This is a genomic window from Mycobacteroides franklinii (assembly GCF_002013895.1).
GTDB classification, from domain to species: Bacteria; Actinomycetota; Actinomycetes; order Mycobacteriales; family Mycobacteriaceae; genus Mycobacterium; species Mycobacterium franklinii.
The window spans coordinates 192,159-203,231 of record NZ_MAFQ01000006.1; the positions used below are offsets into that span (position 1 = coordinate 192,159).

Annotated in this window: 12 protein-coding genes; 8 read left to right on the top strand and 4 right to left on the bottom strand. The window is 64.5% G+C overall.

Going from position 1 to position 11,073, the window contains the following annotated elements; genetic code table 11:
* The first annotated feature begins 135 nt into the window (after nt 1-135).
* Nucleotides 136-1,251 carry a phosphoserine transaminase gene (serC, locus tag B4393_RS10705; protein WP_078334142.1) on the top strand — a complete coding sequence of 372 codons (1,116 nt, stop codon included), beginning with the start codon at nt 136-138 and terminating at the stop codon, nt 1,249-1,251.
* Between the two features lie 79 nt (nt 1,252-1,330).
* Here serC and B4393_RS10710 read toward each other — a convergent pair whose 3' ends face one another.
* Together B4393_RS10710 and B4393_RS10715 are read right to left on the bottom strand one after the other, a co-directional pair.
* Entirely contained in the window at nt 1,331-3,217 is a 1,887-nt protein-coding gene (locus B4393_RS10710) for a glycosyltransferase family 39 protein (protein ID WP_078334143.1), read from the bottom strand.
* Nucleotides 3,214-4,437: a bifunctional glycosyltransferase family 2/GtrA family protein gene (locus B4393_RS10715; protein ID WP_078334427.1), complete on the bottom strand. Its 1,224-nt coding sequence runs from the start codon at nt 4,435-4,437 to the stop codon at nt 3,214-3,216. The genes B4393_RS10710 and B4393_RS10715 overlap by 4 nt, the downstream gene beginning before the upstream one ends.
* A gap of 234 nt (nt 4,438-4,671) precedes the next feature.
* Between B4393_RS10715 and B4393_RS10720 the strand changes: the two genes are divergently transcribed.
* Together B4393_RS10720 and B4393_RS10725 are read left to right on the top strand one after the other, a co-directional pair.
* The gene (locus B4393_RS10720) at nt 4,672-5,676 is read left to right on the top strand and encodes an alpha/beta hydrolase family protein (protein WP_078334428.1); all 1,005 of its coding nucleotides are present in this window, start codon (nt 4,672-4,674) and stop codon (nt 5,674-5,676) included.
* 5 nt (nt 5,677-5,681) lie between these two features.
* Nucleotides 5,682-6,065 carry a hypothetical protein gene (locus tag B4393_RS10725; RefSeq protein WP_078334144.1) on the top strand — a complete coding sequence of 128 codons (384 nt, stop codon included), beginning with the start codon at nt 5,682-5,684 and terminating at the stop codon, nt 6,063-6,065.
* On the opposite strand, the gene B4393_RS10730 is transcribed toward B4393_RS10725, so the two are convergent.
* Together B4393_RS10730 and B4393_RS10735 are read right to left on the bottom strand one after the other, a co-directional pair.
* Nucleotides 6,058-6,918 carry a PaaX family transcriptional regulator C-terminal domain-containing protein gene (locus tag B4393_RS10730; RefSeq protein WP_078334429.1) on the bottom strand — a complete coding sequence of 287 codons (861 nt, stop codon included), beginning with the start codon at nt 6,916-6,918 and terminating at the stop codon, nt 6,058-6,060. The two genes, B4393_RS10725 and B4393_RS10730, sit on opposite strands and share 8 nt — an antisense overlap.
* A gap of 73 nt (nt 6,919-6,991) precedes the next feature.
* Nucleotides 6,992-8,221 (bottom strand): saccharopine dehydrogenase family protein, encoded by a 1,230-nt coding sequence (locus B4393_RS10735; protein ID WP_078334145.1) that lies wholly within the window; start codon nt 8,219-8,221, stop codon nt 6,992-6,994.
* A 106-nt stretch (nt 8,222-8,327) separates the two neighbouring features.
* On the opposite strand from B4393_RS10735, the gene B4393_RS10740 reads away from it, so the two are divergent.
* From B4393_RS10740 to sepH, 5 genes are all read left to right on the top strand, one after another.
* Nucleotides 8,328-8,672, top strand: a complete 345-nt coding sequence (locus tag B4393_RS10740) for a YidH family protein (protein WP_070936586.1) — start codon at nt 8,328-8,330, stop codon at nt 8,670-8,672.
* Complete coding sequence (locus tag B4393_RS10745; RefSeq protein ID WP_078334146.1) at nt 8,669-8,977, top strand: DUF202 domain-containing protein; 309 nt, start codon at nt 8,669-8,671, stop codon at nt 8,975-8,977. Before B4393_RS10740 ends, B4393_RS10745 begins: the two co-directional genes overlap by 4 nt.
* 89 nt (nt 8,978-9,066) lie before the next feature.
* Nucleotides 9,067-9,543, top strand: coding sequence for a lipoprotein LpqH (locus B4393_RS10750; protein ID WP_078334147.1), 477 nt, complete (start codon nt 9,067-9,069; stop codon nt 9,541-9,543).
* A gap of 79 nt (nt 9,544-9,622) precedes the next feature.
* Nucleotides 9,623-10,105: a lipoprotein LpqH gene (locus tag B4393_RS10755; RefSeq protein WP_078334148.1), complete on the top strand. Its 483-nt coding sequence runs from the start codon at nt 9,623-9,625 to the stop codon at nt 10,103-10,105.
* 151 nt (nt 10,106-10,256) lie between these two features.
* A complete protein-coding gene (gene sepH, locus B4393_RS10760) occupies nt 10,257-11,063 on the top strand; it encodes a septation protein SepH (protein ID WP_078334149.1) in 807 nt (268 codons plus the stop codon).
* The last annotated feature ends 10 nt before the right edge of the window (nt 11,064-11,073 follow it).

Here is an 11,073-nt window from a genome sequence, read left to right on the forward strand (position 1 = left end):
ACAAGCTCTGGGCGAGTGTAAACAGGGCGAGAAGGCCCTATCTAGGTTTGGGACGAAACGTCCCATGTGACGTTACCTGCGGGCTTTGTTTTATGTGAGGCAGGTCTCATTGGGCCACCGTTTAGGCTGGTAGTCGTGGCTGAATTGACCATCCCCGCTGACCTGCTCCCCGCCGACGGACGTTTCGGCTGTGGCCCCTCCAAAGTGCGGCCCGAACAGCTGCAATCACTCGTGTCCGCCGGCGCTTCCCTCTTCGGTACCTCGCACCGGCAAGCGCCGGTCAAGAACCTCGTGGGTCGCGTTCGCGAGGGCCTCAAGGAGCTGTTCTCCGCTCCCGACGGCTACGAGGTGATCCTTGGCAACGGCGGCTCGACCCTGTTCTGGGATGCGGCCGCGTTCGGCCTCATCCGCGAGAAGTCGCTGCACCTGACCTTCGGCGAGTTCAGCGCCAAGTTCGCCTCCTGCGTGGCCAAGAACCCGTTCGTCGGTGACCCCATCACGGTGGTCGCAGATGCGGGTAGCGCCCCCGTCCCCGTGTCGGACCCGTCCGCCGATGTGATCGCGTGGGCCCACAACGAGACGTCGACCGGTGTCATGGTGCCGGTGCAGCGTCCCGCCGGTTCGGAGAACGCGCTGGTGCTGATCGACGCGACCTCCGGTGCGGGCGGCCTGCCGGTGGATCTGTCCGAGGTGGACGCGTACTACTTCGCGCCACAGAAGAACTTCGCCGGCGACGGCGGACTGTGGCTGTCCGTGATGAGCCCCGCTGCCCTGGAACGAGTGGCGGAGATCGGCGGCAGTGGACGCTGGGTGCCCGACATTCTGTCGCTGCCCATCGCGGTGGAGAACAGTCTCAAGAACCAGACGTACAACACCCCCGCCATCGGGACGTTGCTGCTGCTGGCCGATCAGATCGACTGGCTGCTGAGCAATGGGGGCCTGGACTGGGCCACCAAGCGGACCGCCGACTCGGCATCACGGCTGTACTCCTGGGCCGAAGCGACCCCGTACACGACGCCCTTCGTGGCGGACCCGGCGCAGCGTTCGCAGGTGGTGGGCACCATCGACTTCAACGACGACGTGGACGCCGCCGCTGTCGCGAAGGTATTGCGCGCCAATGGTGTTGTGGACACCGAGCCGTACCGCAAGCTGGGCCGCAACCAGCTGCGGGTGGCCATGTTCGCGGCCATCGACCCCGAGGACATCTCCAAGCTGACGCAGTGCGTCGACTGGGTCGTCGAGCGCCTCTGACTCAATGCTCCTCGGCTCGAGTGGGAACCTCGCCCGGAAAAGGCACTAACGCCGCGTCAGGTTCCCACTCGACGGGGGACTACCGCACCGTCAGGTCGTAGACATCGACATCGTCGACGGTCTGCTTGGTGAAGGTGCGCTCCACCCACTCCTGAATGGACTTCGAGGTCTCGCTGCCCGGGGCGCCGAACCCCTCGCCGGCATGGCCGCCGCGCTCCCCATCTAAGAAGTAGTGGATCTGTCCGTCCGCCACGTACTGCTGGAATTGCGCCAATGTCGGTGACGGGTCGGTTCCGTTGAACCCACCGATGGGCATCACCGGCCGACGCGTGGCCAGCTGATATCCCGACGCTTGGTTCGAGCCGATCGCCGCAGCCACCCAGGTGTAGCGATCAGCGTTGTCCTGCAGGGCAGCAACGATATTCGGGCCGGGGTCACTCCCGTCCAGCAGACTGCCACCGCGCTTGGACCCAGGTTCGAATTCGGGTCGATGCTTGCGCTCGGGCATATCCGGGAACTCCGGGAAGCCGCCGCCCTTCACCTCGGGTCCGGCGGAGGGAAGCGCCCCGCTGTGCGGGGTGGCAATGGTCTGTACGGAGTATGCGACCGGTCCCGCCAGTGCCACGACCAGCACGGCGGCAACAGCAGCAATGGGGTACCTCGTGAGCACCAGTCCGATGAGCGCGAATACACCCAGGGCCACGATCAACCAGCGCAGCCACGGCAGGAACTCCGGCGACCGCCCCAGCAACAGCCACGCCATCGCCACGGTGAGCACCAGAGCGGTCGCGACGCAGGCGCGCACCCAAGGTTTTCCACGTTCACTCCAAGCCAGTGCCGAGCCCGCGCCGACGAGTGCGGCGACGGCGGGCGTCAACGCCATTGAGTAATAGGGGTGGAAGATGCCCTGCATGTAGCTGAACACGCCCCCGGTGGTGAGCACCCACAACCCGAAGACAGTGAGCACCGCACGCCGCGCATCGGTGCGAGAGTTTTTACGTAACAGCACTATTCCTAACACAGCGAGGAACAGTGCTGTGGGCAGCAACCAGGCGATCTGGCCACCGAGCGCGGGCTGGAACAGCCTGCCGATTCCGGGCTCGCTGCCGAAGCGGCCGCCGAAACCGTACATTCCCTCGCGCGGGCCCGAGGCGCTGCCCGTCTCGTTGCCGTTGATGCGGCCCAGTCCGTTGTAGCCCAGGGTGAGCTCGAGAATCGAGTTGTCGGGCGATCCGCCGATCCACGGGCGCGAACCCGGTGGCCACAGCTCGACCGCGGCGATCCACCATCCCGCCGAAACCACTGCTGCCGCTGCCGATCCGGCGAGCTGCGTCAACCGCTTGCCAACGCCGACCGGGCCGGCGATCAGGTAGGTCAGCGCGATGGGCGGGATGACCAGTAGGACCTGCAGCTGCTTGGTCAGGAACCCCAAACCGACAAAGACGCCAATGAGCAGCAGCCACCTGGTGCGTCCGTCGTCGATGGCGCGCATCATCGCCCACACGGCGGCGATCATCAGGAACACCAACAGGGCATCCGGGTTGTTGAATCGGAACATCAACACGGCCACCGGCGTCACCGCGAGTACCAGTCCGGCCAGCAGACCGGCACCGTGCCCGAAGTATCGGCGAATGATCACATAGAGCAGGCCGACGGATGCCACACCGAGCAGCACCTGCGGCACCAAGATGCTCCAGCTGCTCAGCCCGAAGACACGGACCGACAGTTCCATGAGCCACAGCGAGGCCGGTGGCTTGTCGACGGTGATCGAGTTCGCGGCGTCCGAGGATCCGAAGAATCCGGCCTTCCATGACACCGAACCTGCCTGGACCGCAGCCGAATAGAACGAGTTGGCCCAGCCGTTGGAGCTGAGATTGACCAGGTATGCGATGGCCGTGCCCACCAACAGCAGAGTCACCGAAAGCGGCTCGCGGGCGAACCCGCGAGCCGTCATCGAAGCGGTCATCGGCTATGCGAGTTTCGGAATACCCAACGCAGCCCGACGAATCGGACCAGTGTGGCAACGAGGTTGGCGATGGTCAGCACGATCAGCAACACGTGTTTGGAGGCGTCCGGGACCAGGTGATGCATCGCGACGAGGGACCCGCTGGTCAGCGCCAGCCCTATCCCGAAGATGACAAGCCCCTGGAACTGATGCTTGGCGACATTGCGCCGCCCGCGCACCCCGAAGGTGAAGATGCGATTGGCGGAGGTGTTCAGCACCGCGGTGATGAGCAGCGACAGGAAGTTGGCCACCTGGTCACCGACCATGCCGTGCAGCACCAAGAACAGGATCGCGTAGGCCAATGTGCTTGCCACACCGATGATCCCGAACCGCACCAGCTGGCCGACCATACCGGGCGGCACGCCCTCCACGAGCGGTTCGCGGCCCAGACTGTGCCGGAGCTCCTCCAACGGCAGGGTGCCCAACATGAGGGCGCGGCCCAACCGCCAGATTCCCAGCAGATCCTTGCGGACGGTGTCGACGATGTCGACCCGGCTGTCCGGGTCATCGACCCAATCGACGGGCACCTCGTGGATACGCAGGCCTACCCGTTCGGCGAGCACCAGCAGCTCGGTGTCGAAGAACCATTCCTTGTCTTCGACCAACGGCAGCAGTTGGCGCGCCACGTCGGTGCGGATTGCCTTGAACCCACATTGAGCGTCGGAGAAACGGACCTGCAGCGAGGCGTGCAAGATCAGGTTGTAGGTGCGTGAGATGAACTCACGCTTGGGGCCGCGGACCACACGGGAGTTGCGATTGAGCCGTGAGCCGTACGCGACATCCGAATGTCCGGAGATCAGCGGCGCGACAAGCGGCATGAGCGCATTGAGGTCGGTGGACAGATCCACGTCGCAGTAGGCGACCACCTCGGCATCCGAGGAGAGCCAGGCCGCGGCCAATGCACGTCCCCGGCCCTTCTCCTCCAGGTGCAGCACCTCGACCCCGTCGAGCTCCTCGGACAGCCGATGTGCAATCTGCAGCGTGCCGTCGATGCTGGCGTTGTCGGCGATGGTGATCCGCGATGAGTACGGAACTTCGCTGGCCAGGAATGCGTGTAGCCGGCGCACACATGGCTCGAGGTCGTTCTCCTCGTTGTACACGGGAATCACGATGTCGAGGGTCGTCGCGCGGATTGCGGTCGGTGCCGTCGCTGTGTCGATCGGCTGCATCACACTGGTCACGACACTCACAATGCTTGTTTCGACTCTGTTGTCACTGGGTTGCCGCTGCGAGTTTCCTGTGAACGGTTATCCCGAGGTGGGGCGCGCACCTTGCGGCGGCGATTGACGCGGCCTTCGGCCCAGCACAGATCTCGCCTGAGAATCGGCAATCCCAGCACCCGGCCCAGTATCTATCACTACTGATACGATCGTTTTGTGTTCGATAGTTTCTATCCGCGGTGGAGCGAGCGGCCCCTGCTCATCGCCGCCGCCTGTGTGATCGCACTGGTCCTCGGCACCGGCGGCTGGGTCATCTACGCCAATGACTTCGCGATCAGAGAAGAACGGTTGACGATCCCCGGCTCGGTGCAACCGCTCCACGCCACCCTGGCGCTGCCCAAACACGGCAACGGCCCTTTCGGTCTGGTGGTGTTCGTGCACGGGGACGGACCCGCCAATGCAACGAGAGACGACTTCTATAAACCGATCTGGGAGTCGTTCGCGAAGGCCGGATACGCCTCATTGTCGTGGAACAAGCCCGGAATCGAAGGTGCTGCGGGCAATTGGCTGGATCAAAGCATGCACAACCGTGCCGCCGAAGCCGAGGCCGCAATCGACTGGGCTCGCACCCGTACCGATATCGACCCTCGCCGCATCGGGATGTGGGGTATCAGCCAAGGAGGATGGGTGGTGCCCGACGTCGCGGCGCATCGGCCCGATCTGCAATTCGTCATCCTCGTCGGTGCGGCGGTGAATTGGCTGCGGCAGAGCGAATTCAACATGCTGGCCGAGATGCGGCACCGAGGCGCCTCGCAATCCGAGATCGCCGTGGCCCTGGACCATCACAACGCGACGTTGAAACCGCTGCGCGACAACGGGACCTACGATCAGTATCTTGCAGCCCAAAAGGATTCGGATCCTATGTCTGCGGATCGCTGGAACTTCGTCCGCAAGAACTACCTGTCGGACGTCACCGACGCCCTGCCTCAGGTCAAGGTGCCGGTCCTGCTGGCGCTGGGCGATGAAGATCTCAACGTCGACGTCAACGAGACCGAGCGGGTCTACCGCCGGATACTGGCGCCGCGGCAGTTGACGGTGCAGCGGTACCCGCACGCATCGCACAGCATCGTGAAGGCAGATCTCGACAACGACCAGACGTGGCGCTCGACACTGATCGCGATGTTCAGCCCGCGTTCGCTCTATGCCCCAGGCTATTTGGACAACTTGCAAAACTACGTTGCGGGACAACCAGTGCGCTGACCACGATGAGCAAACGGCGCATGACACGGCGACTGGCGTTCTGCGAAGCAGCCGGTGCGGTCACTCTCGCGGCGGCAACGGCGCCCTTCTCCACTCCTTGGGCGGGCGGCCCGCCGCTGTGGGCGCAGTTACTCGGCCTGATGTTTCTGCTCGCCATGCTCGCCGCCAACCTATTGACCGCGCGCCGTATCGGCGCCGCAGTGACGCTCGCGAGCTTCAACGACGTTCTGCGCCTTCGCCTCACCATCGGGGCGTACGTGTTGACGCTGTTTGCACTCTTTCCGCTACCACCGTCATGGGGATGGTTCTGGTTCGCGCTGACAATTTTGGGCGCCTTGCTGGGCAGCGCGACGCTGGCGCGGATGCTGCGTACCGATCCCTTCAGATGATCTGCCGAATGGCATCGCTGTACCAGCGGAACAGCCGAATGGGTTGGTCAGCTTCAGTTTTGGCAAGCTCAGCCCAGCACGCGGCGACCGCAGCCCGGGCGGCCGCACCCGCCCACGGTTGTGGGAGCAACTGCGGTGGCAGTAACGGGTCGAACTCGACCGCCTGCGTGAACTCCGCCGCCAGTGCGATGGCCAGGGTCAGTAGTTCGGTCCGCGATGCGCCGCGTAGCGCGCGAAGGATCCCGTCGGCCACCGCCAGTAGCCCGCGGTGGCGCTCGGCGATCGTATCGATCGGCCACAGCCGCTGGGCCAGTTCACGCGCGCCGGACTGGCCGCCGAGCGCGAGGTCGGTCGTGGTGAACGTCGTGACATGTTCGCTCACACCGAACTGGTGCGCGGCCACGTCGATCCGGGACTCCCAGGGGTTGGCGCACACATAGAGACCACCCTGGATTGACGCGCCGCCCAACCGCACGATCGCTTCACGCATCGCGTCGCGGGCCGGGCGAGCGGATTCGGGTACGGCGAACGCGACAAGGTGCCACCGGTCATCCCACGGGGCAAGTCCGCGATCCTGTTGGTACATGTAGCGCACGAATTCCAGATCCGGTTCGAGGGTGCTCCTCGTCGCTCCGGTGGCATGCAGGATTGCCTTGCGCCCCCGCCCTTCTTGGGTGAAACGACCCTCTGCGACAAGACGTTTGACACACAGGCGGACCTGCTGGTCGCTCATACCAAGGATGTTGGCGACGTCGTAGAGCTCGCCGGCGGCAATCGTCGCGTCTTCACGAATCATGCTTTCGACCACGGTCCGGGTGGAGACGTCGGAGTTCAGGATGTGTTGGATGTCCAAAACATTCACCTCACGAAGCGTCACCATGCGAATTGTGTTCAATCATCCTACGTTCGGTACCGCCGCGGTCGAATCATGGCAGCAGTTTCTGCTCAACCAGGTACGGCGAGATCCCGTCGGCGCACCCCAGTGCCACCCCGAGGCCGGCGAAGAAGCGCCCGGGCTCGATGACCGCCTCGGGGGGATGCACTCCCGGGCGGCGCGCCGACCCGTCAATCACCTGTGCCATGCCCAGTGCTAGCGGCACGCCGGTGATGCACGCCATGTCGCGTAGCGCATTTCTGATCGGGTGTGACTGCGGCCCATCGAGATTCATCCGTGCGAGCACGGTACGCAGATCTCCGTGCCGCTCGCCCGTGACCGCAGCGAAGAACGGTGGAAGCGAACCCGGCCCTCGTAGACGAAGCGCCTTGAACCCCGAGCGCACCGTGCGCCGCAATCCGGGCACCGCGAAGGCCTGCGCCGCCTCTTCCCTGGTGAGCAGGCCCGCATCCATATCACGGCGCAACGTGTCGAGATATGCCACCGTCCAGGGTTTGATGACCATCAGATTCAACGCACTACCACTCGGTTTCAGGGTGCGCTGCAACGTGATCGGCTCCGGATGACCTATCGAGTAGGCGGTGCCCCGTTGCCCTGCAGGCAATTCCAACGACACCGCACTCAGCGGGCGCGTCTCGACGAGCCGTCCGCCGCCCACGCCGGTGATCGTGCCACTGGCCTGCTCCATCCAATGCACCGCCGCGGCGGTGGGCCGGCCGTCGGGGCCCAGCAGTTGGGACTTCCCTTCGGTGTCCTCACCGCTGCCGCCCACATCCACCGGCCACGCCGTGTAGACGTCGTGGACCGCATCGAGTTCCGACGCGGCGACGGCGGCCAGCAGGTTACTGATGCCCGGGCTGGCGCCCATACCGATCACCGCACATACCTCGCGCTCACGCGCCTCCTCATCGAGTTGGAGCATCTGCAACGTCGGTTCCCAGTCATCGCAGATATCGAGATAGTGCGTATCGGTCTCGATCGCGGCGCGCAGCACCGTCAACCCGAAGCGGAAATACGGCCCCACGGTATTCAGCACAAGATCAACCGGCTCCAGCGCCGCTCGCAACGCCGCCTCGTCCGTGACATCAACCTCGAGCGCACCGAGTGCGACGCGTCCCCCGCTCAGCCTGCGCACCAGATCCTGGGCCGTACCGAGGTCCCGATCGGCAACAACAATCTTCTCAACACCCGGTATGTCGAGCGCGGTGCGTACGGCTACCGCGCCCATGGCACCCGCGCCGCCCAAAGCCAAAATTTCCATGCGACCATCATAACTATTAAATTCATAACTGTCGTTTCTATTTTGATAGATATGGCAGATTTCGAACGGCCCCAGCGCCCGCGCCGCGCTCGGTAAGTTGGGCGGAGTGACGGAACCCCCTGAGGATCAGGAGATCGACTACCGATTCACGCTCGCCAACGAGCGCACCTTCCTGTCATGGATCCGCACGGCACTAGGCCTGCTTGCCGGTGGCGTAGCGGTACAGACCCTGGTGCAGCCGTTCCATCACGCAGGTGTCCGGCACGCGCTCGCGGCCTCGTGCTTGGCTCTCGCGGTGGTGGTCTCGATCGGCGCCTATGTGCGCTGGCGTGATGTCAAGGACAGGATGGACCACGCCCAACCGCTGACTGGCACGCTGCTGGTACCACTGGTCGCCGTCAGCGTCGGCCTGATCGCCATCCTTGCCTCCGTTGCGGTCTTCTATCGATGAACGCCGCCAGCGCGACGCACGCCGTCGAACGCACCGCGCTGGCCTGGCGCCGCACCGGATTGACTGCCGCGGGAACTGCCGCCGTGTTCATGACACACACCCTCATCAACACACAGGCCATGGGAGCGTCTTTGATCGCGACCGCCATAGTGCTCGGCATCGTCGTGATCAGCACAGTGCGTCACTTCTCACTCGGACGCGGGCAATGGCGCCGCGGCGGCAAGCCCATCGCACTGACCACTGCGGCAGTGACACTGATTGCCCTGCTGTGGGCGGGCATCGATATCTCAAATCTGGGTACGTAGGTATACCCGCGTTCCGCGTACCGCACCCCTGTGCCGCCCCATACTTTGTCCTGTTCGGCTCCACCCCCATCACATATAAGGAGAACGCTATGAAGCGTGGGCTTGTGGTCGCCATTGGCGGCGCGGCGATTATCGCCGCAGGTCTGGTCGGCTGTTCGAGCGATAAGGATAAGTCCGAGACCAAGGGCACCACCGTGAGCAACGGCGCCGGTGCGGTAGCAACCAACAGCACCGCGAAGGTCGTCATCGACGGCAAGGAACAGAAGATCGAGGGCGCGGTCGTCTGCCAGGCCTCCAACGGCAATGTCAACATCGTCATCGGCAGCGGAGCCCAGGGCTTTGGCGCGGTGGTGACGGACGGCGATTCTCCGACAGTGAAGTCTGCGGGCCTGGGCAGCCTCAACGGGCAGTCCCTGGCATTCTCCGCGGGCACTCCCGGCGCCAGCGCGAAGGCAACCAAGGACGGCAAGATGTACCACATCGAAGGCACCGCCATCGCCGTGGACATGGCCAACCCGATGCAGCCTTCCAACAAGCCCTTCGAAATCGAGGTCACCTGCCCATAGCCGCAAGCATTCACGATCTAGCCGGGCAGCACCGCCGTGTTGCCCGGCTAGTCTGTATCGGGACACCAAGGGGGACACCATGAAACGAATGCGGGCCATCGTCGTCGGCGTGGCCATGTTGGCCGCCACCCAGTCCGGCTGCGCCACAAGCACGCGGATCACGAAGATCACCGATACCGCCACCAGTCCTGCCAAGCCCGGACAGTCCAGCAAGCCGGAAGGCGGCACCGCGACGATGATGGTCGGTGCCCTGGCTGTGGTAGCCGGGGCACCCGTCAGATGCGACACGTATGAGCAAAGAACCTTCATCAGCGTCGTGAAGGACCCCGATGCTCGCGGGCTGACTCTCACGGGAGAGCCACCCGTACTCGAGACCGTCAACCTGGGCGAGGTCAACGGCCGCAAATTCATGTACTACGAACTACTCAAAAAAGACGGCGAGAGGGCCAGCCTCACCCAAGACGGTAAGCACTACACCGTCAAGGGCACCGTGTGGGGAAGCGCCGACCAGGGAACGGGCGGCATGATCCAACCGTTCCAGGTCGACGTCACGTGCCCCTGACGGCAAACAACATCTGCCACATACGTCACATAGCGCGAACTACCCATAAAAGCAAGTAGGACCTACCCCCGCGTGTCACCAGGGAACGGCCCTCTACCTGCACTAAGGTCGCGAAGAACTGGGTTATCCAGTCCAGGGCGAGGAGGTCAACATGCGCGAACTGAAAGTCATCGGCCTGTCAGCCGACGGCAAGCGGGTGATCTGCCAGGACGCCAACGGCACCGACAGATTCGCGATCGACGCCGACGACAAACTCCGTGCAGCCGCGCGGGGCGATCTGTCTCGCCTGGGGCAGATCCAGATCGAAATGGAGAGCTCGTTGCGACCCCGGGAAATTCAGGCCCGCATCCGCGCCGGCGCCACCGTCCAACAAGTCGCTGCCGCCGCCGGAGCCGATGTCTCGCGAATCGAACGTTTCGCCCATCCTGTGTTGCTGGAACGCCAGCGCGCGGCCGAGATGGCCTCGGCGGCACACCCCGTCCGCAACGACGGCCCCGCCGTCAGCACGCTGGCCGATACCGTCGCCGGCGCAATGTTCGGACGCGGACTTGACCCCGATGCCATCGAATGGGACGCCTGGAAGGTCGAGGACGGCCGCTGGACGGTTCAGCTGCAATGGCGTGCGGGCCGGTCGGACAACAAGGCGCACTTCCGGTTTACTCCGGGGGCCCATGGCGGCACGGTGACGGCGCTCGACGATTCCGCACGAGAGTTGATCGATCCGACGTTCACCCGCAGCCTGCGCCCCGTCGCGGCGGTCGCTCCACTGCTGCCGGAGCCCGCGCCCGAGTTGTTCACCGAACGCCCCGCGCCGCTACCCGAGCCGGAGCAGGTAGTGGTCGAGGAAAGCGCCGACAACCCGCCGGCTCCCGCGCCGCGCCGCACACGGCGGAACAAGCCGGCCGTACCCACGTGGGAAGACGTGCTGCTGGGCGTTCGTTCCAGTGGTCAGAACTAGCAGCGCCGCG

Coding starts and splice junctions, on each gene's coding strand:
- B4393_RS10745 (WP_078334146.1), top strand. CDS start 8,669: ATGAACGCCGCCAGCGCGACGCACGCCGTCGAACGCACCGCGCTGGCC.
- B4393_RS10735 (WP_078334145.1), bottom strand. CDS start 8,221: ATGGAAATTTTGGCTTTGGGCGGCGCGGGTGCCATGGGCGCGGTAGCC.
- sepH (WP_078334149.1), top strand. CDS start 10,257: ATGCGCGAACTGAAAGTCATCGGCCTGTCAGCCGACGGCAAGCGGGTG.
- B4393_RS10710 (WP_078334143.1), bottom strand. CDS start 3,217: ATGACCGCTTCGATGACGGCTCGCGGGTTCGCCCGCGAGCCGCTTTCG.
- B4393_RS10755 (WP_078334148.1), top strand. CDS start 9,623: ATGAAACGAATGCGGGCCATCGTCGTCGGCGTGGCCATGTTGGCCGCC.
- B4393_RS10750 (WP_078334147.1), top strand. CDS start 9,067: ATGAAGCGTGGGCTTGTGGTCGCCATTGGCGGCGCGGCGATTATCGCC.
- B4393_RS10725 (WP_078334144.1), top strand. CDS start 5,682: ATGAGCAAACGGCGCATGACACGGCGACTGGCGTTCTGCGAAGCAGCC.